This window comes from Bradyrhizobium sp. th-b2 (assembly GCF_000426785.1).
Lineage (GTDB): Bacteria > Pseudomonadota > Alphaproteobacteria > Rhizobiales > Xanthobacteraceae > Bradyrhizobium > Bradyrhizobium septentrionale.
Map to the genome: position 1 here is coordinate 22,515 of NZ_AUGA01000009.1, position 23,368 is coordinate 45,882.

A 23,368-nucleotide genomic window follows, 5' to 3' on the forward strand; every position below is an offset into this window, starting at 1 on the left:
CGAATTCCTCCATCATCTTTGCGACGCAGAAACAAAGCGGGCCGACAGATAGAGCCCTGCTACTGACCGCGCCCCGGAACCGAAATCGGCGCGGAACTGTTGATTGAAGACTCTGGCGAACAGGCGCGACCTCCTCGAGAGGGCCGCCGACGGATTCAGGGAGACGACAATGACGGTACGTTCCATTCTCGATGCAAAGGGCCATCAGGTGATGAGCGTCGCGCCCGGCGCGAAGCTTTCGGCCGCGGTCAAGCTGCTCGGCGAGCGCAAGATCGGTGCGGTACTGGTGATTGAGCAGGGCCGCATGGAGGGTATCCTGTCCGAGCGCGACATCGTCCGCGTTCTCAGCGAGCGCGGCGCGGGTGCGCTGGACGAGCCGGTGAGCGCGGTGATGACCAGGAAGGTCGTGAGCTGCCGCGAGTCTGACACTGTCAGCGGCCTCATGGAGGTGATGACCACCGGCAAGTTCCGCCATCTCCCTGTGGTCGAGGACGGCAAGGTGGTCGGGCTGATCTCGATCGGCGACGTCGTCAAGCGCCGCGTGCAGGAATACGAGCACGAGCAGGAAGCACTGCGCGACTACATCAAGACCGCCTGAGTGCTATTTCCCTGACGTGCCGGCGCCGGTCGACGGCGGCGCCAAGATCTCGATCGCTTCCTCGATCGCGCCGATGGCGCGCTCGGCGGCGCGGATGCCGTGGGCGATCAGGTCGTCGGCGCGGTGGAAGTCGAACCAGCCGATCTGGCCGACCCGCGGCGAGATCAGCATGTCGGGCGGATCGCCGGCGAGGCGCGCGCGGGTGATGCGGTCCTGCATGATGTTGAAGGCGTCGACCATCACGCTGGAGATCCCGGGCCGGCTGGCGCTGCCGAAAAACTCCCGTTTCACAGTGCGTTCGGCCGAGAAGAAGCGGCCGAAGCGCCGCTTCGGCGGCTCCGGTTCGATTTCTGCCTCGGCGGTCACCGCGACCGTCACTTCGGGGGCCGGGGCCGTCGCGCCGTGATTGTAGATCGTGGTCGAGTGCGCGAACACGTCGCTGGAAAGGTTCGCCGCGATCACGATCTCGGCGCCGAGCGCACGCGCGGCCGAGACCGGCACCGGGTTGACCAGCGCGCCGTCCACCAGCCAGCGGTCGCCGATCAGGACCGGTGCGAAGATGCCGGGCAGGGCGTAGGAGGCGCGCATGGCGTCGACCAGGGGCCCCTGGGTCAGCCAGATCTCGTGGCCGGTGCGGACCTCGGTCGCGACGCTTGCGAACTTGACGGCGAGGTCCTCGATCATGGATTTTCCGAGGGCGCCCTCGATCTCGGCGGCCAGTTTGGCGCCGCCGATCAGGCCGGAGCCGTTGAGGCGGATGTCGAGGTAGCCGAGCACGCTGCGCGGCTGCAGGCTGCGGGCCCATTTCTCCAAAGTGTCAATATGGCCGGCCGCATAGGCGCCGCCGACCACCGAGCCGATCGAGGTGCCGACCACGACGTTGGGGACGATGCCATGGGCGAGCAGGGTCTTGATGATGCCGATATGGGCAAAGCCGCGTGCGGCGCCGCCGCCGAGCGCAAGCCCGATCACCGGCCGGCGAACCGTTCCCAGTCCTACCTTGTCGGGGCCGTCGGAGCTCTTGTGGCCTCGGCCCATCCAGCTATCCAACACGACAAATCTCCTGCCAGCGCAAGACTAGGCCGCGCAGCAGGGCTGCGCCAGCGTCGTCCATTTTCATGGTTATTCCCCGCAGGCATAATTCATGCCCGGCCCGATCGCGGTAGGCAGGGATTGTGACTGGACCGCGACCTTACGGCTAACATCGGCTTGATCGGCCGGTTCCAAATGGGGGACGGCGGCCCCGGGACTGTGACAAAGCCTTGGACGCCCCTTGGACGAAGGCTTGAATTTGCCGCGTTTTCGTTGAAAAGCATGGTGATGACTTCGAGGGGCAACGGCATCGGCGGATGCGGGCGGGGCGCGCGGCTCCTTCCGCTGCTGGCGCTTGCGGCATTTTTGCTCGCCCTGATCCCCGCTTCCGTCTCGGCGCAATTCTTCAGCGACCGGCCGCCGCCGATTCCGCCGGCCTCAGTGCCCGAGGTGGCGCCGTCCGGCCCCGCGCTGAATCTGGCGCCGCCCTCCGGGGCCGGCTCGGGGCCCGTTCTGCCCGGTCCGCTGACCCAGCCGACCATCGTCCAGCCCTCGATTGCGACCACGCCGCCGGCGGCGGCGCCTCCGGCCGGCGCCGCGCCGACTGCGGGGCAGGCGGTGCTGTCGCTGATGGCGCGCTACGGCAAGGACCTGCCGGTGATCAATGCCGGGCTGGTGTGGCGGGTGTTCGCCGACAAGCCCGACGACAACGGCACCTACAAGCTGATCCGCGAGGAACGGGGGGCGACGCCCAACCTCGTGTTGCCGCCCGGCAATTACGTCGTCCATGTCGCGCTCGGTCTCGTCAGCGCGGTGCGCGCAGTCAGCCTGAAGTCGGAGACCGACCGCGAGTCCTTCGTGCTCCCGGCCGGGGGCCTGCGGATCGAAGGCCGGGTCGGCAGCAGCAAGATCCCGGCCAACCAGATTTCGTTCGCGATCTACAAGGGCAGCCAGTTCGACGGCTCGGATCGCGGTGCGCTGGTGCCCAACGTCGCCGCCGGCGACGTCGCGCTGCTGCCCGAGGGCACCTACTACATCATCTCCAACTATGGTGACGCCAACTCGGTGGTGCGTTCCGACATCCGTGTCGCGGCCGGCAAGCTGACCGATGTCACCGTCACCCATCGCGCGGCCGTCATCACGCTCAAGCTGGTCAGCGAGAAGGGCGGCGAGGCGCTCGCCAACACCGCATGGTCGGTGATCACGCCGGGTGGCGACGTGATCAAGGAATCGATCGGCGCGTTCCCGCGTGTCGTGCTGTCCGAAGGCGAGTATCGCGCGATCGCCAAGAACGAGGGCAAGGTGTTCGAACGTCCCTTCAACGTCGTCAACGGCGTCGATGGCGAAGTCGAGGTCGTGGCGCGTTGACGCCTGACGGGGCTGTATTTCATGCAGCTGTCATAGTCTCTAATCCGAACTAACCATCGCACGAATTTGAGCCGTCACAATCGCTCGCCGCGACGCGCGGCCTCGCTATTTTTACATGACGTTAAGCCGCGGCATGACTTGGATGCCACGGGGACTAGCGTTTGCGTGAGCGGGGCGTGCCATGATCATGGCCAACAAGAAATCAGCAACGACATCGGCCAAGTTCAATTCGGAGATGTTCGCCGACGTTCCGGTTCTGCAGCGCAAGTGGCAGGCCGCGGTCTGTCCCGGCGAAAAGCTGCCGCACTATGAGGACGTGATGCTCGGCAGCCTCGGCCGGCTCGCGGATCACATCGTGCTGCTGCGCAACGTTGACGGCGTGCTCAGCGTGTCTCACACCGGCCGCTACGTCCAGACCTGGCTGAACGATGAGCGCTGGGACATTCCGCTCAGCGCGCTGCCGCCGGACTGCGCGACCGCGTTGACCGAAGCCGCCGCGAACGCGCGCGAGAACTGCAGGCCCCATCTCGCGTCGGCGCATTGCGTGCGCGACGGCCTGGTGCGGACCTTCGACGTGCTGGCGCTGCCGACGCGGTCGCGCTGGGGCGGCATCCTGGTCGGCGTCTATGTCAACGAGCGCAATGCGCAGTACAATCTTCTCGATACGATCTTCTCGACCGCCGACGAGGGCGTGCTGTCGCTTGCCGCGATCCGCGACGCGCGGGGCGAGCCGGCCGACTTCCAGATCGTGCATCTCAACCAGGGCGCAGCAAGGCTGCTGATGCAGCCCGCGACCGAATTGCTGTGGCGCCGGCTCAGCGCCGGCGGCAATCCGCTTGCGGCGCCATTGGTGATGAACCGTCTGCGTCGATTCGTCGGAAGCGGTCCTGGCGGCCAGTTTGAGATCGACAGCGGCGATCGCTGTCTGCGGCTCGGCGTCACAGCGTTCGGCGACATGCTGTCGCTGACGGTCTCCGACGTCACCGCGTTGAAGCGGCGCGAAGAGTCGTTCCGTCTGCTGTTCGAGAACAACCCGATGCCGATGTGGGTGTTCGCCGCCGACACGATGGAATTCCTCAGCGTTAACGACGCCGCCGTTCAGCACTATGGCTACAGCCGCGACCGATTTCTTGGCATGACGCTGCGCGAGATCTGGCCGGAAGATGAGTGGAGCGTGCACAGCGCGGCGCTGCGCGAGATCGGCGACGTCTATCAATCGAGCCGCGACTGGCGGCATATCAGGGCCGACGGCACCGAGATCCACGTGCTGACCTTCGGACGCAAGGTGACCTTCGAGGGCCGCGACGGCTATCTGGTCGCGGTGGTCGACATCACCGAGCGCCGGGCCGCCGAAGCGCGGATCGCGCACATGGCGCACCATGACGGGCTCACCAATTTGCCGAACCGCGACTTCTACCAGCAGCGGCTGCGCGAGGCGCTGGAGCGGGGCCGGCCCAGCAGCAAGCGCGTTGCGGTGATGTGCCTCGATCTCGACCTGTTCAAGAACGTCAACGATTCCTTCGGGCATCCGATGGGCGACCGGCTGCTCAAGCTGGTGGCGGAGCGGCTGCGCGAGGTGGTCCGCGACGACAATGTGGCGGCCCGTCTCGGCGGCGACGAGTTCGCGGTCGTGCTTGCCGCCGACGTGTCGCCGAACGAGGCGAGCGGCTTTGCCGAACGACTGATCGACGTGCTGAGTGCGCCCTACAGGATCGACGGGCTCGAAGTCGTGGTCGGCGCCAGCATCGGGATCGCGCTTTCGCCGGGCGACGGCACGACTTCCGAAGAGTTGATTCGCAATGCCGACATGGCGTTGTACCGCGCCAAGTCCGAGGGCGGCGGCGTGCACCATTTCTTCGAACCCGAGATGGACCAGCAGGCGCAGAAGCGCCGCGACATGGAGCGCGATTTGCGCGCGGCCTTCAACAACGGCGAGTTCGAGCTGCACTACCAGCCGCTGGTCGACATCGCGGCCGACCGCATCAGCGGCTTCGAGTCGCTGTTGCGCTGGCAGCACCCGCAAAAGGGCATGGTCTCGCCCGCGGAGTTCATCCCGGTTGCGGAAGATATCGGCCTGATCGTCGCGCTCGGCGAATGGGTGCTGCGCGAAGCCTGCTCGGAGGCGATCAAGTGGCCCTCCGACGTCAAGGTCGCGGTCAATCTGTCGCCGGTGCAGTTCCGCAGCCGCCATCTGGTCCAGGCCGTGATCTCGGCGCTGGCGCATTCCGGCCTGCCGGCGCGGCGGCTCGAGCTCGAGATCACCGAGTCGGTGTTTCTGGCGGAGACCGAAGCCAACCTCGCGATCCTGCACCAGCTGCGCGAGCTCGGCGTCAGCATCTCGATGGACGATTTCGGCACCGGCTATTCCAGCCTGAGCTATCTGCGCAGCTTCCCGTTCGACAAGATCAAGATCGACCGCTCCTTCGTGAAGGATCTGGCGCGGCGCTCCGACTGCCTCGCCATCGTGCGCGCGATCTCCGGCCTCGGCCGCAGCCTCAAGATCACGACGACGGCGGAAGGGGTCGAGACAACGGACCAGCTCAACCAGCTGCGCGCCGAAGGCTGCAACGAGGTGCAGGGTTTCCTGTTCAGCGCGGCGAGGCCGGCGGGCGAGATCGCGGCGCTGCTGAGCGGCTTTGCGGCGCGCACGTCGAAGGCGGCGTAGCTGCGTTCAACTCGTCATGCCCGGGCTTGACCCGGGCATCGATCCTCTTTCGAAAGAACTTTCACGTCTTGATGGATTGCCGGGGCAAGCCCGGCAATGACGCGACCCAGCAATGACGAGGGACCTCGTAGCCCGGGTGAGCGAAGCGACACCCGGGAAGAGTGTTCCCGCATATCGCTGCGCTCATGCGGGCTACAGGGCCGCGCGCCGTTTAAAACCGCGTCACGATATCCGACAGCGCCGGGCGCGGGCGATCTTCGCTCGGTCTGGTCGGCGTGCCGATGTGGATCAGGCCGGCGAGCTTCTCGTCCGGCTTCAGGCCGAGACCGTCGAGCACGTCGCGGTCGAAGGCAAACCAGCCGGTCAGCCAGCAGGCGCCGTAGCCGAGCGCGGTCGCCGCAGTCACGATGTTCATTGCGCTGGCGCCCGCCGACAATTCCTGCTCCCACGGCGGCACCTTCGGATGCGGCTTGGTGAAGGAGACCACGCCGATTACCAGCGGCGCATCGGTCAGACGCTTCTTCTCGACCTCGATGTCGGCGGCCGGCGCGCCGGGATTCTTCCGGGCGAACACCTTTGCGATCACGTCGCCGGCGCGCGAGCGGGCATCGCCCTCGAACACGATGAAGCGCCACGGCGCAAGCTTGCCGTGGTCGGGCACGCGCGCGCCGATCGTCAAAATGGTCTCGAGCTCGGCCGCGGACGGGCCGGGCCCGGTCATCTCGCGCGGTTTCATCGAGCGGCGTGTCTTCAACAGTTCAATGGCATCGGGCACGGAAATGTCCTTCAGGGGAGTCGTGCCCCCAAGATGGGGGCACGACCAGGCCAACGAAAGCCAGTTTAGACCGATTGTGAAGATCAGGCGACGGATCGCGCCCGTTTCACGTCCGGCGGCGTCGCTTCGTCGACCAGCGCGGCGATCGCCTCGTCGGTCGGCATCACGGTCTGGCGCTCGCTGCCGAGCCGGCGGACCGAGACCGAATGCGTCTCGGCTTCCTTCTTGCCGACCACGAGCAGGGCCGGGATCTTGGCCAGCGAATGCTCGCGGACCTTGTAGTTGATCTTCTCGTTGCGCAGGTCGATCTCGACCCGCAGGCCGGCGCGGCGCGCCGCTGCCGCCACCACCTTGGCGTACTCGTCGCCTTCGGAGGTGATGGTCGTGACCACAAGCTGCGTCGGCGCCAGCCAGAGCGGGAAGTTGCCGGCATAGTGCTCGATCAGGATGCCGATGAAGCGTTCCATCGAACCGCAGATCGCGCGGTGCACCATCACCGGCGCCTTCTTCGAGCCGTCATGGTCGATGTAGAACGCGCCGAACCGCTCCGGCAGGTTGAAGTCGACCTGGGTCGTGCCGCACTGCCAGTCGCGGCCGATGGCGTCGCGCAGCACATATTCGAACTTCGGCCCGTAAAACGCGCCTTCGCCCGGATTGATCTCGGTCCGGATCCGGTTGCTGCCCTTGGCCTTGATCTCCGACAGCACGGTCGCCATCACGCGCTCGGCGTGATCCCACATCTCGTCGGTGCCGACCCGCTTCTCCGGCCGGGTCGAGAGCTTGACCGTGAGCTCGCCGTCGAAGCCGAAATCGGCATAGGTCGACAGGATCAGGTCGTTGATCTTGAGGCATTCCTCGGCGAGCTGCTGCTCGGTGCAGAACACATGGGCGTCGTCCTGGGTGAAGCCGCGCACCCGCATCAGGCCGTGCATTGCGCCCGACGGCTCGTAGCGATGCACCACGCCGAACTCGGCGAGCCGCAGCGGCAGGTCGCGATAGCTCTTCAGCCCGTGCTTGAAGATCTGCACATGGCCCGGGCAGTTCATCGGCTTCAGCGCGAACCAGCGCTTGTCCTCGGCTTCATCGCCGGCGGATTGCGCCGCGAACATGTTCTCGCGGTACCAGTCCCAGTGGCCAGACGTTTCCCACAGCGCCTTGTCGAGGATCTGCGGGGCGTTGACCTCGTTGTAGTCGCCGAGCAGCCGGCGCCGCATATAGGCGATCAGCTGCTGGAAGATGGTCCAGCCCTTCGGATGCCAGAACACCACGCCGGGGCCTTCCTCCTGGAAGTGGAACAGGTCGAGTTCGCGGCCGAGCTTGCGATGGTCGCGCTTCTCGGCTTCCTCGATCTGCTTGAGGTAAGCGTCGAGGTCTTCCTGCTTGGCGAAGGCCGTGCCGTAGATCCGGGTCAGCATCGGATTGTTGGAATCGCCGCGCCAATAGGCGCCCGCCACCTTCATCAGCTTGAAGGCGTTGCCGATCTTGCCGGTCGAGGTCATGTGCGGGCCGCGGCAGAGATCGAACCAGTCGCCCTGGAAATAGATCTTGATCGGCTCGTTGCCGGGAATCGCGTCAACCAGCTCGACCTTGAAGGCTTCGCCCTTGTCGCGGAACACCTGCTTGGTCTTCTCGCGATCCCAGACTTCCTTGGTAAACGGCTTGTCGCGGGCGATGATCTCGCGCATCCGCTTCTCGATGGCAGCAAAATCTTCCGGCGTGAACGGCTCGTTGCGGAAGAAGTCGTAGTAGAAGCCGTTCTCGATCACCGGGCCGATCGTGACCTGGGTGCCCGGCCACAGCGACTGCACGGCTTCGGCAAGCACATGCGCGGCATCGTGCCGGATCAGTTCCAGCGCGCGCGGGTCGTCGCGGTTGACCAGTTCGATCCTGGCGTCGGTTTCGATCGGATCGTTGAGATCGGCAAGCGTGCCGTCGAGCGCCATCGCGACGGTGCGCTTGGCGAGCGAGGGCGAGATGCCCCTGGCGATGTCGAGGCCGGTGGTGCCTCGGGCGAATTCGCGGGTCGCCCCGTCTGGAAAGGTGAGGGCGATCTTGTGCAAGGGTTCTGCGGGCTTGAGGTTGGAGAGGCTGTACTGGAATCCGGATTCGGATTTGGGCGTATCAGTCATCGAAGGCTCCTGGAGCTCACTCCTGCGAACGAGCGCAGGTAAGCGGGAAAGCAGCGGTATAGCAGGGGATTTGGCGCCTGCAATCCGGCAATATCAAGAAAATGGGCCTCTGGCCGCACCGAATCGAGGGGCGCTTGTCTGCGCCGGATGCCGCCCAACATTGCGACCGCGGCCATCATCGTCTAACGTCGAAAAGCCCGTTTTCCGCCATCGCGCGATCCGCAAGGTTCATGTTTTCCCGTCTCCTGTTTTTCGTGGCGTTGCTTCTGATCCCCGCCGTTTTGCGGGCGGAAGAAACACCGGTCGAGAAGGCCGGATTTGCGAAGCGGCTCACGATCTATCTTGCCAGGGGACCGGCTAACGCCTGCGGCGCCGGCTGCGATCGCTGGATCGCCATCGAAGGCGAGATCGATCGGGACGCCGCGGCGCGGATTCGTCGTTTCCTCGCCGGCGTCAAGGACACCCAGCTTCCGATCTACCTTCATTCGCCGGGCGGCAACGTCGAGCAGTCCTACGCGATCGCGCGGCTGCTGCGCGCCCGCAAGGCGGTCGCCCGGGTCGGCCGCAGCAGCGTGCCGGCATGTTCCACCGGCACGCAGGTCGATGCCGCCTGCCTGAAGATCAAGAGTGCGAAGGAGGAGGTCGAGGCCGAACTCACCACGCGCAACGCGATGTGCGTTTCGGCCTGCGCCTATCTGTTCCTGGGCGCGACCAGCCGCGAGGTGGCGCCCGATTCGGTGGTCGCGGTGCATAACTCCAAGCTGATGTTCGTGGTTCACGGGCATCCGCCGCCGCAGGTCGTCGCGGACTTCAGGCGGCGCGAGATGGTGAGCGCCGATCGCGACCGCAACGCATTCCTCGCCGCGATGGGGATCAGCCACGAACTCAGCGAGCTGATCCGGACCGTGAAATATGAGAACCTGCATGTGCTGACGCGGCCGGAGCTCTATCGATTTGGCATCGATACGCGGCCATCGCCGGAAACCCTGTGGGCGGTGGAGAAGGAAACACGGCCCTATGTGCGCAAGATCGCGCAGCAGAAGAAGGGCGACGGCAGCGCGTTCCGCATGATGGAGTGGCGCCTGCTTTGCGAGAATAAGGACCGCGGGCGGCTGATGTTCGTGCGCGAGTTCGACGAGGGCGCCGCCGGCAAGAGCACGGTGGTGATGATGGCCGGCGCCGACAAGACGGTCGCATTCGGCAGATTGCCGGCACGGTTCGGCAAATACGAAGTCTGGAGCGACGCGGTGAGCTCGGACACCGTCAAGGCGATGCTGGCGGCGCCGCATCTGCAGGTCGGCGAGAGCACACCGTCATCCGATGCCAAATCCGATCCTAAGTCTGACCCTAAGCCCGGCTTGGTGACATTCGACATCGACACCACGGGGCTGGAGCAGGGATGGACGCAGCTGTTGGCGTCGTGCCCGGCGGCAACTGCCGGCCCGAAGCCTGCGAGCGCGTTCCCGGCCGCTGTGTCGCCGAGCGTCAACGCCACGCCGGCGGCATCGCCGTCGCCGTGAGCGCAAGGGGGAGTGCAAGGCGCGCGATCGATCACGTGGCTTATCGGTCAAGTGCCATGCATTTAGATGCAGTTGCATTGATTTTGCGGTCTGCTATCAACGCGGCGTGAAACGCTTCGCTCCCACCGCATTGATGCTCGGCAATATCGTCACCGGCTGCTCGGTGCTGGCGCCGGCAGGCATGCTGGCGGAACTGTCCGGCGGGCTCGGCGTCACGATCCACACCGCGGGTCTGTTGATCACCTTCGGCGCGATCGTGCTGTGCGTGGGCTCGCCGGTGACGGCGTGGCTGACCAGCCGGGTCGAACGGCGCGCGCTGCTGACGGCGACGCTTCTGGTGCTGACGCTGACCAATGCAGCATCCGCCTTCGCGCCGGATTACAACAGTCTCCTGATCATCCGCATGGTGATGCTCGCGGTCGGCGTGCTCTACACGCCGCAGGCGGCCGGCACCGCGGCGTTGATCGTGCCGGTGGAGAGGCGCGGCAGCACGATCGCCTATATCTTCCTCGGCTGGTCACTTGCGGCTGCGATCGGGCTGCCGTTGATCACCTTCATCGCAAGCCGTTACGGTTTTCGCGCGACCTACGGCGCGATCGCGCTGACCGGGCTCGCAAGCTGCCTGCTGCTGTGGTGGCGGTTGCCCGGCGGATTGCACGGCGCGCCGGTCGACCTGAGGACCTTGGCCGATCTCGGCCGCAACCCGACCGTCATCCTGCTGCTGTCGATCACGACACTGCAGATGTCCGGCCAGTTCGTGGTGTTCACCTTCATGGGGCCGCTGCTCGCCAAATTGACCGGCGCCAATGCCGACGCTATCGGCTTCGTGTTCGGCCTCTACGGCATCTTCGGCTTCGTCGGCATCGCGATCGCAACGCGCATCGTGGATTCCTGGGGCGCCTGGAAGACCTCGGTGCTGTTCACCTGCCTGCTTCTCACCGGCGTGGCCGGCTGGGCGCTGAGCGCCGGCGCCTATGCATTGATGGCGGCCTCGGTTGCGGTGTGGGGCCTCGGTTTCGCGTCGACCAATTCGATGCAGCAGGTGCGCCTGGTCGGTGCGGCGCCGGCGCTCGCCGCGGCGTCGGTCTCGCTCAATACCTCGGTGCTGTATATCGGCCAGGCCATCGGCTCCGCGATCGGCGGATTGCTGTTCGCGCGCGAATGGCTCCTCAGTGCGGGCTACGTGGCCACGGCATTCGTCGCCGCAGCCCTTGCCGTTGTGCTCATCACGCGGCCGCGGTCGGCCGCGCGCGCTGCCGCCGAGTGAGCTTGCTGTTTCGACGCATGTCTTCGGCCGAGCCGGCGCGTCACCACTTCACGCTTTGGCTCGGCACGATGAACGCCGTCGTGCTCGGCTTGTTCGGATTGTGGGTGAAGTAGCCGTAGGCCGCGACGATCACGACCAGCAAGGCAAGCACGGCCAGCAAATCGATCTGCCTGGGATCGTGACCGTTGTCGCTGATTTTCCAGCGCATTGTTGTTTCCTCCCCAAGGGGGCAACGAAACAATGCGGCAAGTCTCGCCACAGTTCCGCCGGAACAGCTATGCGTGCCGCGTTTAGGAGCGCCGCAGCAACTCCTCAATTCTCGTTGACGCCCGTCAACCCTCGTTGACGCCGCGCCAGCGGCCATAGCGCCAGGGCAAATACCAATGCGCCCCGGGGGGCCTCGTCTGCGGGACGTTATCGATCCCGGAGGTGCCCCAGGGCTGGCAGCGCAGCAGTCTTGCCAGCGTCATCCACCCGCCGCCCCACAAGCCGAAGCGTTCGATCGCCTCATCGCCATAGACCGAGCAGGTCGGCAGATGCCGGCAGTTGTAGCCGACCAGCGGCGACAGTGTGTGCCGGTAGATCCAGATCAAGGCGCGTCCGAAGTTGCGCGGCAGGCGGCGCATGGAGGTGGCACAGTCCATGCATCGCGGATGGTGTGACGTTGAATGATCTGTCGGCGGCATACGCAAGTATGTACGTAGTCTTGCGGGGGTTCCAAGCCAAGGAACTGTTCTGTTGCAGATATTTACGCCACAGTTCGCAATTATCGCACAGCGCGGGTCGCGCTGCAGCAAAGGGCTCTATGGACGGTCCGGGTCAGCAACGCTACCGTTCTCATAACGCGCCGATGACAGAATCGCGGCGCATTGCCATGGGGCCATTGCCGCCGCTCGCGTCACCAGGGGCTTGGGGGAAGGAACCAAATTGAGGCTCGTGAACTCGCTTTCGTCGCGCAGTCGGGCGCTTATCGGCGCCGTTGCCCTTTGCTTCGCAGCTACCGGTTCCGTGACGACGCCGGGTCATTCGGCGCAGGCTGGCTCGACCCTCGAAGAACGCAAGCTGCCGATGAAGTTCAGCTGGATCGCATGCCAGCCGAATTGCCGGGGCTGGGTGTCGGCGGTCGGCATCATCACGGCCGACAGCCCCAAGGATTTCGACGAGTTCGCGCGCGGGCGCCAGCTCAGCGGCGCCACCATCGTGCTCGACTCCAGCGGCGGCTCGGTCAACGACGCGATCGCGCTCGGCCGCCGCTTCCGCGGTCTCGGCGTGCTCACCACGGTCGGCACCAGCATCGTCGATCAGGCGGCGGCGGGCGACCGCGCGAGCGTGCTGCCGGATGCCTATTGCGAATCGATGTGCGCGTTCCTGCTGTTGTCGGGCAAGACGCGCTACGTTCCGCCGGCCGCCCATGTCCGCGTGCATCAGATCTGGATGGGCGACCGCGCCGACGATGCCAAGGCCGCGAGCTACACCGCCCAGGACCTGATGATCGTCGAGCGCGATATCGGCCGCCTTGCCAAGTACACCTTCGATATGGGTGGCGCCGGTGAGCTGCTGTCGCTCGCGCTCAGCGTGCCGCCGTGGGAAGACCTGCATGAATTGTCGGCGGCCGAATTGCGGCTGACCAATCTCGTCACCACGGATGCGGTCGCCGACGTGCTGCCGCGGCAGGACAGTGCGATCCCTGTCGCCGAAGCGAAGCCGAAGAACGCCGATCGCTTCGTGAGCAGCGCGATGGAAGGTGAGGCGCCGCCGCAGGTCGCGAAGGCGACCAAGACCGCCGAGGCCGTGGTGCCGACCGGCGGCACCGCCGCGCCGGCGCCGGTCCAGCCGTCGCAGTAAGGTTTAGACTGGCAGTAGGGTCTACGCCGGCTGCTTTGCCTTGGCCTCGATCTGGCCGATCGCATCGACCACGGCATCGAAGGTCAGGAGCGTCGAGGCGTGGCGGGCCTTGTAGTCGCGCACCGGCTCGAGCAGCGCGATGTCGGCCCATTTGCCGCCCTGCGGGGGCTGACCATTTTCCTTCAGCATCTTGCGGACGGTCTCGCGCAATTCGCGCAGTTCGTCCGCCGTCGAGCCCACCACATGGCTCGCCATGATCGAGGAGGAGGCCTGTCCGAGCGCGCAGGCTTTCACGTCATGGGCGAAGTCCGTCACCACCGGGCCGTCCATCTTGAGGTCGACCTTGACGGTCGAACCGCACAATTTGGAGTGGGCGGTGGCGCTGGCGTCCGGCTCGGCCAGCCGTCCGAGGCGCGGAATATTGCCGGCCAACTCGATGATCCGCTTGTTGTAAATGTCGTTCAGCATGGGGACAGATGCCTGGTTCCGGCGGCGCCGGGCGCTCTTGGCGGCTGGGTTTCACCGTCCTATATATGGACGGCAGCGCCGGAAACATAGCCCGGCCATGCGGCCGCCGCGGCCCACCTCCGCCGCGGCGGTGCTATAACGATGGGACTCAGGCGCCCGGCGGCTCGATGATCCGCCCCGTCTGCCCGGTGACACATCCGGCCCCGAGGGCAAATGCCAGGGCCGGTCGAACGGAGAAGACATGGACGCCTTGATCAAATCGATCCGCCCCAACAAGCCGACCGACGCGAAAGCCAGCGAGCTCGACCCCTCAGAATTCATGGCGGCGGCCGTCCGTGCCGACCAGCTGCGCCCGTCGCGGGCAGAGGCCGAGGAGGCCGTGAAGACGCTGCTCAGCTATATCGGCGAGAATACGGGCCGCGAGGGCCTGCTCGACACGCCGCGTCGTGTCGTCGAGGCCTATGACGAGCTCTATCAGGGCTATCATCAATGCCCGGCCGAAGTGCTGAACCGCACCTTCGGTGAGACCGCGGGTTACGACGATTTCGTCCTCGTCCGCGACATCGAATTCACCTCGCAGTGCGAGCATCACATGATGCCGTTCTACGGCAGGGCGCATATCGCCTACACGCCGGTGGAGCGCGTCGTGGGTCTCTCCAAGCTGGCGCGGTTGACCGACATTTTCGCCCGCCGCCTGCAGACCCAGGAGCATCTCACCGCCCAGGTCGCGGCTGCGATCGACGAGGTCCTGAAGCCGCGCGGCGTTGCGGTGCTGATCGAGGCGGAGCATACCTGCATGTCGGTGCGCGGCGTCGCCAAGCACGGCGCATCGACCTTCACCAGCCGCTTCACCGGCATGTTCCGCGACAATCCGGCCGAGCAGCAGCGTTTCCTGTCCCTGGTGCGAGGACCGAGCCGGTAACCTCGCGTTTTCTTAAGCGAGGTTTTCCGTGTCCGCATCGAGCCACGATCACGACCGCGAAGAGGGGCTGGACTTCCAGCCCAAATTCGACGCGGCAGGTCTCGTGACCTGCGTCGCGACCGATGTCGCGACCGGTGATGTGCTGATGGTCGCGCACATGAACGACGAAGCCCTGCGCAAGACGATCGCGACCGGCGAAGGCTGGTACTACAGCCGCTCGCGCAATGCGCTGTGGCGCAAGGGCGAGAGCTCGGGCCAGACCCAGCGCGTGGTCGAGATCCGGATGGATTGCGATCAGGACGCGGTGTGGCTCAAGGTCGAGCAGATCGGCGCGGCCTGCCACACCGGACGGCGCTCCTGCTTCTATCGCGCGGTGAAGGGCGAGGGCGGCGAAGTCAGCCTGTCCTTTGTCGATGCCGAGCGGTTGTTCGATCCGGCGCAGGTCTATCGCAAATAGAGCGTTGATCTAAATCAAATGCGATGCGTCGAAGTGGTGCACTTCGTTGCCTCCTGCTCGGCCGTGTGCAAGTAATTGCGCATCGTCGTCGCGCTGGGGGATGAACTGTGGCGCACCGTCCGATACCGTTTTTTGCGTTTATCGCTTGGGTTGTGTTGCCGATCGGTATCGCGCAATCGCAAACGGCGGAGCGTGCGCCGGATACGATGGCCGCGCGCGTCCTCGCCTGCGCGCCCTGTCACGGCGCTGAAGGCGAGGGCACCAGCGACGTTTATTTCCCGCGGCTGGCCGGCAAGCCGGCGGGCTATCTCTACAATCAGCTGATCGCGTTCAGGGATGGACGGCGGAAATATCCGCCGATGAACTACCTGCTGGAATTTCAGACCGACGATTACCTGAAGAAGATCGCCGAGTATTTTGCCTCGCTCAGGCCGCCATTTCCGCCGCCGGTCCCGCCGGTCGACAGCAAGGAGATTCTGGCGCGCGGCGAATCGATCGTGAAGAACGGCGATCCGCAGCACGGCATTCCACCCTGTGCGGCCTGTCATGGTGCTACGTTGGGCGGGATGGAGCCCGGCATTCCCGGACTGTTGGGCCTGCGCGCGGCCTATATCAGCGGCCAGCTCGGCGGCTGGCGTTACGGCACGCGGACGGCGCTCGCTCCCGATTGCATGCAGATCGTCGCAGGCCTCCTGACCGAGGACGACGTGAAGGCGGTGGCCGCCTATTTGTCATCGCGGCCGGCACCAGCCGATCCGTCCTTCGCGCCGCGAGGCAGCCTTCCGATGCCGCTCGAATGCGGCAGCGAACCGCACTGAAGGGATCGTGCCGATGTCGCGAACCTCCACAGGACTGCTTGTCGGGCTGATGCTGGCGCTGTCGCCGATCGCGGCATTGGCGCAGCAGAAGGCAGCCGATCCGGCCGTCATCGCCAAGGGCGAGTATCTCGCGCGTGCCGGCGATTGCATCGCCTGCCATACCGCGCGCGAAGGCAAGACCTTCGCCGGCGGCCTTCCGATGAAGACGCCGTTCGGCACGCTCTACACCTCGAACATCACCCCCGACCCGCAGACCGGGATCGGCACGTGGACGTCCGACCAGTTCTACCAGATGATGCACAATGGCCGCTTCCCCGATGGCGGCCTGGTCTATCCGGCGATGCCGTTCGCCTCCTATACCAAGGTGACGCGCGAGGACAGCGACGCGATTTACGCCTATCTGCGCACCGTGCCGCCGGTCAAGCAGCTCAACAAGCCACATGACCTGACCTTCCCGTTCAACAACCGCTCGCTGATCCTCGGCTGGCGCACGCTGTACTTCAGGGAAGGCGAGTTCAAGCCGGATCCGACCAAATCCGCGGAGTGGAACAGGGGCGCCTATCTGGTCGAGGGCCTTGGCCACTGCGGCATGTGCCACACCGCGATCAATGCGCTCGGCGGCAGCTCGCAGTCGCAGGCCTTCGAAGGCGGCCTGATCCCGATGCAGAACTGGTACGCCCCATCCTTGACCTCGAACAAGGAGGCCGGACTCGGTGACTGGTCGCTCGAGGAGATCGTCGACTATCTGCGCAAGGGCGTCTCCGCCAAGGGCGCGGTGTACGGCCCGATGGCCGAGGTCGTCTACAACAGCCTGCAATATCTCAATGACGACGACGTGCGCGCGATGGCGATCTATCTGAAGGGCCTTGCGCAGGGTACGTCGCCGGAGAAGGCGTCCACGCCGCTGCCGACAGCCGAGAGCAGCCTGCTGCTCTCCTTCGGCAAGCAGCTCTACGACCGCGAATGCGCCAACTGCCATGGCGCGACCGGGCTGGGGATGCCGCCGGACTATCCGCCGCTCGCCGGCAACCAGTCGATCCAGATGGTCTCGGCGGTCAACGCGATCCGGATGGTGCTCAATGGCGGCTATCCGCCGGGCACAGCAGGCAATCCGATGCCCCACGGTATGCCGCCGTTCGCGCAGAAGCTGTCGGACGACGAAGTCGCGGCCGTCGTGACCTACATTCGAACGGCCTGGGGCAATCGCGGCGAGCCGGTGTCGGCGCGGCAGGCCAACGAACTGCGTGCGGCAACGCTGAACTAGAGGCGCGATCATGATCAACTCATCTTCGCCGCAACCGCCGGCATCCGGCTCCGAAGACGAGGCCGTCGAGACCATCGTGCGCGCGGGTCCGGGCGGCGCGATCGCGGTCGCAGGCATTGCGACGGCCGTCGTGGTCGGATTGTGGTTTGCATTCTACCTGTTCGTCTTCCTGCCGCGGAGCGTTCCCTGATGGCGACCGAGACGGAGCACAGCGCCGGCGAGGCCGTTGCGGCGCGGATCGAGCGGCGCTGGGCGACGCTATCGATCGTCATTGTCGGCCTTCTGGTCGGCATGGCGGCCTATATCGGCATCCATCAGGCGACGATGCCGCAGGGCCGGGTCGAAACCGCCGATCCCAAGACGCTGCATCTGTCCGGCGAGTTCATCGAGAGCAATCTTGGCACTGCCGTGGAGGCCGACGGCTCGGTCACGGTGCGTGCGATCGGCCAGCAATATTCCTTCACGCCGCAATGCATCGTGGTGCCGGCGGAGACGCCGATCACCCTCCGCGCTACCAGCGCGGATGTCGTCCACGGCTTCCTGATCGAGGGCACCAACGTCAACACGATGTTGGTGCCGGGCTACGTCACGGACCTGCCGGTGCGCTTCAAGGTGCCGGGCGATCATATGATGCCGTGCCAGGAATTCTGCGGCATCGGTCACCAGGGCATGTGGGGCAAGGTCAAGGTGGTCGACAAGAACGCGTTCCGCGACATGACGGCATCGAAGCGGAGGCTGACCTGTGTTGACTAACAAGCGGCTGATAGCGGCGCATTTCTGGCTCGCCTTCATCGTGTTCGGCGCGGCGCTGGTGCTCGGTGCCTGGCAGATGTTCGTGCGCAGCCCGTTGAATGCCTGGCATTTCAATCCGGAGTTCTACTATCGCTCGGTCACCGCCCATGGCTCGGCGATGGGATACGTATTCCCGACGCTGATCGCGATGGGGTTCGGCTATGCGATCACCGAAGCGGCGCTGGAGAAGGCGCTGATTGGGCGACGCTGGGCCTGGGTCGGCTTCTTCCTGGTCGCCGTCGGCGCCGTTGTCGCGATGATCCCGGTGTCGCTCGGGCTCGCCTCGGTGCTCTACACCTTCTATCCGCCGATGGTCGGCAATCCCTTCTACTACATCGGCGTCGTCATGGTCGTGGTCGGCTCATGGATCTGGGTCGCGCTGATGGTCATCAACTTCGTGATCTGGAAGCGCGAGAACCCCGGCAAGCCGGTGCCGCTTGCGATGTATGCCAATGTCGCGGGCTCATTGCTCTGGGGCTGGACCGCGGTCGGTGCGGCGCTCGAAATCCTGTTCCAGATCCTGCCCGTGGCGCTCGGGCTCAAGTCCACGATCGATGCGGGGCTGGCGCGCGTCTTCTTCTCCTGGACCCTGCATGCCATTGTCTATTTCTGGCTGATCCCGACCTACATCGCCTACTACACGATCTTCCCGCGCGCGATCGGCGGCCGGCTCTTTAGCGATCCGATGGCGCGGATTTCGTTCATCCTGTTCGTCGTGGTGGCGATGCCGATCGGCGTGCATCATTTGTTTGCCGACCCGCAGGTCGGCGCCGGATTCAAGTTCATGCACTCGGTGTTCACCGGCCTCGTCGCACTGCCGACGCTGCTTACGGTGTTCACGATCTGCGCGTCGGCGGAGATTGCGAGCCGCCTGCGCGGCGGCCGCGGCGCCTTCGGCTGGATCGGCGCTCTGCCATGGTCCAATCCGATCATGCTGGCGACGGCGCTGTCGCTGGTCATGCTCGGCTTCGGCGGCGCCGGCGGCCTGATCAACATGAGCTATCAGCTCGACGCCAGCGTGCACAATACGCAGTGGATCACCGGCCATTTCCACCTGATCTTCGGTGGCGCCATCGTCATCATGTACTTTGCCATCGCCTATGATCTATGGCCGCATCTGACTGGCCGTGCGCTGGACAGCTTTGGCCTGATGCGCACGCAGCTCTGGCTGTGGTTCATCGGCATGATCGTGACCACCTTCCCATGGCACTATGTCGGCATTCTCGGCATGCCGCGCCGCATGGCGTATTATGACTATGCCAACCCGGCGATCTCACCGCAGGCCTTGTCGGTCACGATGTCGGCGATCGGCGGCTTCATCCTGCTGATCTCGGGCCTTCTGTTCCTGCTGGTGCTGATCCGCGGGCAATTCGGTGCGCGAGGCGAGGCCGGCGCGTACCGCTTCGCGGTGCCGCTGCACATGCCGGCGCGGATTCCGGTCGCGCTCAACTCGTTCGGCCTGTGGCTCGCATTGATGGTCGGTCTCACCGTGGTGAACTATGGTTTCCCGATCGCGCAACTGATGGCGCTGAACGAGACCAGCGTGCCTGCGGTCTACGTCGGAGCGGGCCGATGAGCGATCAGCCGCTGTTCTCGCTTCGCAACCCGTGGTTCGCCACCAGCGTCGGCATCACGGTCGCGATCGCCGTGCTGTCGGCCATCGCGGGCCTGATCTGGTTGCCGCTGGCGCAACCGGATCTCAAGCTTGCCGGCGTCTGGGACGCGATCTGCAGCGCGGCCGGTGTTCCGCGCGCCGCCGTGCAGGAGGCTGGCGTCAAGCCGGATTTCAAGACCTCCAATGTCGTCATGACGTCGGAGATGCTGACCAAGGTGAATCAGGTCTCGATCGGGCGGGGTGCGACGCTGGCTCAGCGCTGCGCGATCTGCCACGGACCGCAGGGCGTCAGCGACGCCCATTCACCGAACCTTGCCGGGCAGTTTGCCGCGGTGACGTACAAAGAGCTCGCCGACTTCAAGACCGGCGCGCGGGTCAGCGTGGTGATGAGCCCGTTCGCGGCAGCCATGAGCGATCAGGACATGAAGGACGTTGCAGCCTATTACGCCTATCTGCCGCGGGTGCCTTCGAACAATCTGGATACCGGGCGCGCCGCGCCGGCGATCGTGGTGACGGGCGCCCCGATGCGCAACATCCCGCCCTGCGGCTCCTGCCACGGCGATATCGACAACAAGGCGGGAAGCCCTTGGCTCGGCGGCCAGTCGGCGGTCTACATCAAGGCGCAGCTCGACGCCTTCGCGTCGGGCGCCCGGCGCAACGACATCAGCCAGCAGATGCGCAACATCGCCCGCCAGATGACGGCCGAGGAGATCGACCAGGTCGCGCACTACTACGAGGCCCAGCCCTGAGCGGCATGTTAACGCGCCGTTAACCATAATTACGGCAGGTTGGCATGACATGGGTGCCGATTGCCGGCGCCCTGCAAGGCACCGGATCGATGGCAGTCGACCTCTACAATGCCACGGCTGCGGCAGGTGTCGATTCCTCGCGCCTGAAAGTTGCAAGCTCAATCAAGCAGGCGGCCGCGACCACCGGCACGAGCTTCGAATATCTGCTCACGACCGCGAAGATGGAATCCAACTTCAATCCGCGGGCCGGCGCCACCACCTCGTCGGCGCATGGGCTTTATCAGTTCATCGACCAGACCTGGTTCGGCACCGTCAAGGAGGCCGGAAGCCAGCTCGGCTACGGCCAGTATGCCGACGCCATCACCAAGAATTCCGACGGCAGCTATTCGGTCAGCGATCCCACCGCGCGCAATGCGATCATGAAGCTGCGCGATGATCCTGACGCGTCGTCGTCGATGGCGGCGGTGCTGGCGCAATCCAACAGCTTCAAGCTCACCGACAAGCTCGGCCGTCGCCCGACCGATGCCGAACTCTACATGGCTCACTTCATGGGCGTGGGCGGCGCCGGCAAGCTGATCTCGAGTGCCGAGGATAGTCCGAGCGCCAGTGCGGCTGCGATGTTTCCAAAGGCGGCGGCGGCGAACCAGTCGATCTTCTACGACAAGTCGGGCAGCGCGCGCAGCGTCTCGCAGGTCTATTCGGTGTTGACCACGCGCTACGCCGCGGCCGCGAATGCGGCGGATACGCGCACCGCGTTTGCCGCGGCGGGCGGCGACACGATGAGCCCTTACGCGATCGCAAGCGCGGCGCCGACACCAGCGCTGACCATGGACACCGCGTCCTATCTCTCGACCTTCCCGGACGCCCGTTCGGCCACGGCGGTCAGTGCGACCTCGACCGTCGCATCGGCGCAGCCGGCGCCGGCGTTCCGCTCGCTCTACCAGGGCGGCGACCGTTCACAGCCGATCTCGCCGGCGGTGCAGGAGCTGTGGGGCAGTTCCTCCGCGCTGACCAGCTCGGCGACGCCAAAGGTCCGCGCGCCCGGGCGGCTTGATCTGTTCAGCGACCCCAACGGCACCTACAGCAGCGGCTAGCGCTGCATTGCTGCGCGCGCGAAGTCGTGGCGCCTCGGCCGTCTTAACGAAACGTCAATAATCCCAAACGTTTATGGTGAACCCTTTGTTAAGCGTCATGGTTTATTTTTCCTTGTAGTTGGCGTCGTAAGTCGATGCCGTTTCGTTGCGTAAGCCGGAAGGACCATGATCGTTCGGCAGTTCATTAGTTGGATTAGGACCGCTCCGGCAGGCGAGCGAGCAGAGGCGACGCGGGCGTTGGCCCGGGCCTGGCTCATTTCGGATCTCGCCGAGGAGGATCGCATCGCCGCCGAAGGCGCGCTGCTGATGCTGCTCGACGACCCGTCGCCGCTGGTGCGCCAGGCGATGGCCGAGGTGTTCGCCCACAGCGCGGAGGCGCCGGCTGCGATCGTGCAGGCGCTGTCGGCCGATCAGCCGGTGATCGCGCTGCCGGTGCTGGAACATTCACCGCTTCTGATCGATGCCGACCTGGTCGACATCGTCGCGACCGGCTCCGACGAGATGCAGTGCGCGATCGCGCGCCGCATCAACCTGCCGGCCTCCGTCGCCGCCGCGATCGCCGAGGTCGGCTCGGCGGCGGCCGCGCTGGAGCTGATCGAGAACCCGTATGCGGGCCTCGCGCCGTTCTCCTGGGACCGCATCGTCGAGCGCCACGGCCATCTCGCGGCGATCCGGGAATCGATGCTGCAGCTCGAAGACCTGCCGTCCGCGACGCGGCTGGCGCTGGTCGCCAAGCTCTCCGACACGCTGGCGCAATTCGTCGTCGCGCGAAACTGGCTCGGCGCCGACCGCGCCGACCGGATCGCCGGCGAGGCGCGCGAGCGCTCCACGGTGAACATCGCCGCGCGCGCCTTCGGCGACGACATGCATGGCCTGATCACGCATCTGCGCGCCACCGGGCAACTGACCGCCGGGCTGATCCTGCGCGCGCTGCTGTCGGGCAATCTCGATCTGTTCGGGGCTGCGCTCGCCGAACTGTCCGGGCTGCCCTATGGCCGCGTCTCCGCGCTGGTGAACGACCGCGGCGGCAATGGCCTGCAGGCGCTGCTGCGTCGCGCGGGGTTGCCGGAGTCGACGTATGTCGCGTTCCGCGTCGCGCTCGAGGCCAGCCACGAAGTCGGCTATGTCGACAGCGGCGACGGCGCAGCGCGGCTGCATCGCCGCATGGTCGAGCGCGTGCTGACCCATTGTGAGACCGACCATTCGGCGGCCGAGCCGCTCTTGATCCTGCTGCGCCGCTTTGCGACCGAATCCGCCCGCGAGGATGCGCGGATGTTCTGCGAGGAGCTCGCCGCGGAAGACGCGGTCGCGGTGCTGCCTTACGACGATCTCGTCGCGGCCTAGGCCGCGTTTCTTCGATGCATGGATAGCTGAGGGCTGCCGCGGCGCGGCAGCCGGGCGCGCTGCTATTCGCTCGGTGCGATGCTCGGCGCGAGGATCGCCTCGAGATGCTCGGGCCGGTCGCGGTTGGCGTGGGTCAGGAATTCATCGGTGATGCCGCGGAGCTGCTTGCTCAGCACGCCGGCAACGACCGCGGTGTCTAGCTTGGTGCGCTCGCGCACGATCGCCTGCACCGCGTTGATGTGGTGGGAAATCAGCTGCGGCGGCACTGCGCTAAGGTCGGGCGCGTGCTCGATGATGCGGCACAGGCTCTCGGCGGCTACGGCCGCCGACGGATAACCGAATGTTGCGGCATCGCCCTTGATGTCGTGGGCGGCCCGGAACAGCTCTTCGCGGGTCTTCTTGTTGAAGCCCTCGCGCTGCACCGTGGCGTGCGCAGCCGAGAGGCGATCGGCTTCGATCGTCATCCATTCCTTGAATTCGCCCGACAGCCCGGCGAGCGCCTTCTCGGCGCGGCCGACCGGATCGTCGAGATCGCTCTCGGGGACGCGCAGCAGCATCTTGCGCAGCGGGTTCGGCTGCGTGATCACATGGTGCGTGCCGAAGCTCTTGACCTCGATCGTCCCCGGTTTGTCTTTCGCCATGACGG

Annotated in this window: 23 protein-coding genes; 16 read left to right on the top strand and 7 right to left on the bottom strand. The window is 65.6% G+C overall.

Going from position 1 to position 23,368, the window contains the following annotated elements; all coding sequences use genetic code 11:
* Positions 1-169 precede the first annotated feature (169 nt).
* Positions 170-598: a CBS domain-containing protein gene (locus K359_RS0115230; RefSeq protein WP_029080119.1), complete on the top strand. Its 429-nt coding sequence runs from the start codon at positions 170-172 to the stop codon at positions 596-598.
* Positions 599-601: 3 nt separating this feature from the next.
* Here the strand turns inward: K359_RS0115230 and K359_RS0115235 are convergent, their stop codons facing one another.
* Positions 602-1,651: a patatin-like phospholipase family protein gene (locus tag K359_RS0115235; protein ID WP_035976625.1), complete on the bottom strand. Its 1,050-nt coding sequence runs from the start codon at positions 1,649-1,651 to the stop codon at positions 602-604.
* Positions 1,652-1,918: 267 nt separating this feature from the next.
* Here K359_RS0115235 and K359_RS0115240 point away from each other — a divergent pair, with 267 nt between their 5' ends.
* A complete protein-coding gene (locus K359_RS0115240; protein WP_029080121.1) occupies positions 1,919-2,998 on the top strand; it encodes a hypothetical protein in 1,080 nt (359 codons plus the stop codon).
* Positions 2,999-3,179: 181 nt separating this feature from the next.
* The gene (locus K359_RS0115245; protein WP_051346140.1) at positions 3,180-5,663 is read left to right on the top strand and encodes a bifunctional diguanylate cyclase/phosphodiesterase; all 2,484 of its coding nucleotides are present in this window, start codon (positions 3,180-3,182) and stop codon (positions 5,661-5,663) included.
* Between the two features lie 211 nt (positions 5,664-5,874).
* Here K359_RS0115245 and K359_RS0115250 read toward each other — a convergent pair whose 3' ends face one another.
* Together K359_RS0115250 and thrS are read right to left on the bottom strand one after the other, a co-directional pair.
* The gene (locus K359_RS0115250; RefSeq protein ID WP_029080123.1) at positions 5,875-6,438 is read right to left on the bottom strand and encodes a nitroreductase; all 564 of its coding nucleotides are present in this window, start codon (positions 6,436-6,438) and stop codon (positions 5,875-5,877) included.
* An 83-nt stretch (positions 6,439-6,521) separates the two neighbouring features.
* On the bottom strand, positions 6,522-8,567 hold the full coding sequence (thrS, locus tag K359_RS0115255; protein WP_029080124.1) for a threonine--tRNA ligase: 2,046 nt from the start codon (positions 8,565-8,567) through the stop codon (positions 6,522-6,524).
* Between the two features lie 230 nt (positions 8,568-8,797).
* Between thrS and K359_RS0115260 the strand changes: the two genes are divergently transcribed.
* Both K359_RS0115260 and K359_RS0115265 read left to right on the top strand, forming a co-directional pair.
* The gene (locus tag K359_RS0115260) at positions 8,798-10,087 is read left to right on the top strand and encodes a hypothetical protein (protein ID WP_029080125.1); all 1,290 of its coding nucleotides are present in this window, start codon (positions 8,798-8,800) and stop codon (positions 10,085-10,087) included.
* A 133-nt stretch (positions 10,088-10,220) separates the two neighbouring features.
* Complete coding sequence (locus tag K359_RS0115265) at positions 10,221-11,354, top strand: MFS transporter (RefSeq protein WP_051346155.1); 1,134 nt, start codon at positions 10,221-10,223, stop codon at positions 11,352-11,354.
* 40 nt (positions 11,355-11,394) lie between these two features.
* On the opposite strand, the gene K359_RS63280 is transcribed toward K359_RS0115265, so the two are convergent.
* Together K359_RS63280 and yidD are read right to left on the bottom strand one after the other, a co-directional pair.
* Positions 11,395-11,562 carry a hypothetical protein gene (locus K359_RS63280; protein WP_165124368.1) on the bottom strand — a complete coding sequence of 56 codons (168 nt, stop codon included), beginning with the start codon at positions 11,560-11,562 and terminating at the stop codon, positions 11,395-11,397.
* A gap of 124 nt (positions 11,563-11,686) precedes the next feature.
* Entirely contained in the window at positions 11,687-11,998 is a 312-nt protein-coding gene (gene yidD / locus K359_RS0115275) for a membrane protein insertion efficiency factor YidD (protein ID WP_029080127.1), read from the bottom strand.
* Between the two features lie 283 nt (positions 11,999-12,281).
* Between yidD and K359_RS0115280 the strand changes: the two genes are divergently transcribed.
* On the top strand, positions 12,282-13,199 hold the full coding sequence (locus tag K359_RS0115280; RefSeq protein WP_029080128.1) for a hypothetical protein: 918 nt from the start codon (positions 12,282-12,284) through the stop codon (positions 13,197-13,199).
* 21 nt (positions 13,200-13,220) lie between these two features.
* Here K359_RS0115280 and K359_RS0115285 read toward each other — a convergent pair whose 3' ends face one another.
* Positions 13,221-13,667, bottom strand: coding sequence for an iron-sulfur cluster assembly scaffold protein (locus K359_RS0115285; RefSeq protein ID WP_029080129.1), 447 nt, complete (start codon positions 13,665-13,667; stop codon positions 13,221-13,223).
* Between the two features lie 241 nt (positions 13,668-13,908).
* Here K359_RS0115285 and folE point away from each other — a divergent pair, with 241 nt between their 5' ends.
* The 10 genes from folE (at position 13,909) to K359_RS0115335 (ending at position 22,722) form a co-directional block, all read left to right on the top strand.
* Positions 13,909-14,589 (top strand): GTP cyclohydrolase I FolE, encoded by a 681-nt coding sequence (gene folE, locus K359_RS0115290; RefSeq protein WP_029080130.1) that lies wholly within the window; start codon positions 13,909-13,911, stop codon positions 14,587-14,589.
* Between the two features lie 28 nt (positions 14,590-14,617).
* The gene (gene hisI / locus K359_RS0115295; RefSeq protein WP_029080131.1) at positions 14,618-15,046 is read left to right on the top strand and encodes a phosphoribosyl-AMP cyclohydrolase; all 429 of its coding nucleotides are present in this window, start codon (positions 14,618-14,620) and stop codon (positions 15,044-15,046) included.
* Between the two features lie 206 nt (positions 15,047-15,252).
* Positions 15,253-15,864: a cytochrome c gene (locus K359_RS0115300; protein WP_084518411.1), complete on the top strand. Its 612-nt coding sequence runs from the start codon at positions 15,253-15,255 to the stop codon at positions 15,862-15,864.
* A 49-nt stretch (positions 15,865-15,913) separates the two neighbouring features.
* Entirely contained in the window at positions 15,914-17,128 is a 1,215-nt protein-coding gene (locus K359_RS0115305) for a cytochrome c (protein WP_084518410.1), read from the top strand.
* Positions 17,129-17,138: 10 nt separating this feature from the next.
* A complete protein-coding gene (locus K359_RS0115310; protein WP_029080134.1) occupies positions 17,139-17,318 on the top strand; it encodes a membrane protein in 180 nt (59 codons plus the stop codon).
* The gene (locus K359_RS0115315) at positions 17,318-17,881 is read left to right on the top strand and encodes a cytochrome c oxidase subunit II (RefSeq protein ID WP_029080275.1); all 564 of its coding nucleotides are present in this window, start codon (positions 17,318-17,320) and stop codon (positions 17,879-17,881) included. The genes K359_RS0115310 and K359_RS0115315 overlap by 1 nt, the downstream gene beginning before the upstream one ends.
* On the top strand, positions 17,871-19,496 hold the full coding sequence (locus K359_RS0115320; RefSeq protein ID WP_029080135.1) for a b(o/a)3-type cytochrome-c oxidase subunit 1: 1,626 nt from the start codon (positions 17,871-17,873) through the stop codon (positions 19,494-19,496). Before K359_RS0115315 ends, K359_RS0115320 begins: the two co-directional genes overlap by 11 nt.
* Positions 19,493-20,284, top strand: a complete 792-nt coding sequence (locus K359_RS0115325; RefSeq protein ID WP_029080136.1) for a c-type cytochrome — start codon at positions 19,493-19,495, stop codon at positions 20,282-20,284. Before K359_RS0115320 ends, K359_RS0115325 begins: the two co-directional genes overlap by 4 nt.
* A gap of 89 nt (positions 20,285-20,373) precedes the next feature.
* Complete coding sequence (locus K359_RS0115330; RefSeq protein ID WP_035976651.1) at positions 20,374-21,378, top strand: transglycosylase SLT domain-containing protein; 1,005 nt, start codon at positions 20,374-20,376, stop codon at positions 21,376-21,378.
* Between the two features lie 165 nt (positions 21,379-21,543).
* Entirely contained in the window at positions 21,544-22,722 is a 1,179-nt protein-coding gene (locus K359_RS0115335) for a DUF2336 domain-containing protein (RefSeq protein WP_029080138.1), read from the top strand.
* A gap of 62 nt (positions 22,723-22,784) precedes the next feature.
* Here the strand turns inward: K359_RS0115335 and K359_RS0115340 are convergent, their stop codons facing one another.
* Positions 22,785-23,363: an Hpt domain-containing protein gene (locus tag K359_RS0115340; RefSeq protein ID WP_029080139.1), complete on the bottom strand. Its 579-nt coding sequence runs from the start codon at positions 23,361-23,363 to the stop codon at positions 22,785-22,787.
* Between the last annotated feature and the right edge of the window lie 5 nt (positions 23,364-23,368).

Excerpts from the sequence above, each read along its gene's own strand:
- K359_RS0115230 (WP_029080119.1), top strand. The coding sequence starts at position 170 with ATGACGGTACGTTCCATTCTCGATGCAAAGGGCCATCAGGTGATGAGC.
- K359_RS0115240 (WP_029080121.1), top strand. The coding sequence starts at position 1,919 with ATGACTTCGAGGGGCAACGGCATCGGCGGATGCGGGCGGGGCGCGCGG.
- K359_RS0115245 (WP_051346140.1), top strand. The coding sequence starts at position 3,180 with ATGATCATGGCCAACAAGAAATCAGCAACGACATCGGCCAAGTTCAAT.
- thrS (WP_029080124.1), bottom strand. The coding sequence starts at position 8,567 with ATGACTGATACGCCCAAATCCGAATCCGGATTCCAGTACAGCCTCTCC.
- K359_RS0115260 (WP_029080125.1), top strand. The coding sequence starts at position 8,798 with ATGTTTTCCCGTCTCCTGTTTTTCGTGGCGTTGCTTCTGATCCCCGCC.
- K359_RS0115265 (WP_051346155.1), top strand. The coding sequence starts at position 10,221 with ATGCTCGGCAATATCGTCACCGGCTGCTCGGTGCTGGCGCCGGCAGGC.
- K359_RS63280 (WP_165124368.1), bottom strand. The coding sequence starts at position 11,562 with ATGCGCTGGAAAATCAGCGACAACGGTCACGATCCCAGGCAGATCGAT.
- yidD (WP_029080127.1), bottom strand. The coding sequence starts at position 11,998 with ATGGACTGTGCCACCTCCATGCGCCGCCTGCCGCGCAACTTCGGACGC.
- K359_RS0115285 (WP_029080129.1), bottom strand. The coding sequence starts at position 13,667 with ATGCTGAACGACATTTACAACAAGCGGATCATCGAGTTGGCCGGCAAT.
- folE (WP_029080130.1), top strand. The coding sequence starts at position 13,909 with ATGGACGCCTTGATCAAATCGATCCGCCCCAACAAGCCGACCGACGCG.
- K359_RS0115300 (WP_084518411.1), top strand. The coding sequence starts at position 15,253 with ATGGCCGCGCGCGTCCTCGCCTGCGCGCCCTGTCACGGCGCTGAAGGC.
- K359_RS0115305 (WP_084518410.1), top strand. The coding sequence starts at position 15,914 with ATGCTGGCGCTGTCGCCGATCGCGGCATTGGCGCAGCAGAAGGCAGCC.
- K359_RS0115310 (WP_029080134.1), top strand. The coding sequence starts at position 17,139 with ATGATCAACTCATCTTCGCCGCAACCGCCGGCATCCGGCTCCGAAGAC.
- K359_RS0115315 (WP_029080275.1), top strand. The coding sequence starts at position 17,318 with ATGGCGACCGAGACGGAGCACAGCGCCGGCGAGGCCGTTGCGGCGCGG.
- K359_RS0115325 (WP_029080136.1), top strand. The coding sequence starts at position 19,493 with ATGAGCGATCAGCCGCTGTTCTCGCTTCGCAACCCGTGGTTCGCCACC.
- K359_RS0115330 (WP_035976651.1), top strand. The coding sequence starts at position 20,374 with ATGGCAGTCGACCTCTACAATGCCACGGCTGCGGCAGGTGTCGATTCC.
- K359_RS0115335 (WP_029080138.1), top strand. The coding sequence starts at position 21,544 with ATGATCGTTCGGCAGTTCATTAGTTGGATTAGGACCGCTCCGGCAGGC.
- K359_RS0115340 (WP_029080139.1), bottom strand. The coding sequence starts at position 23,363 with ATGGCGAAAGACAAACCGGGGACGATCGAGGTCAAGAGCTTCGGCACG.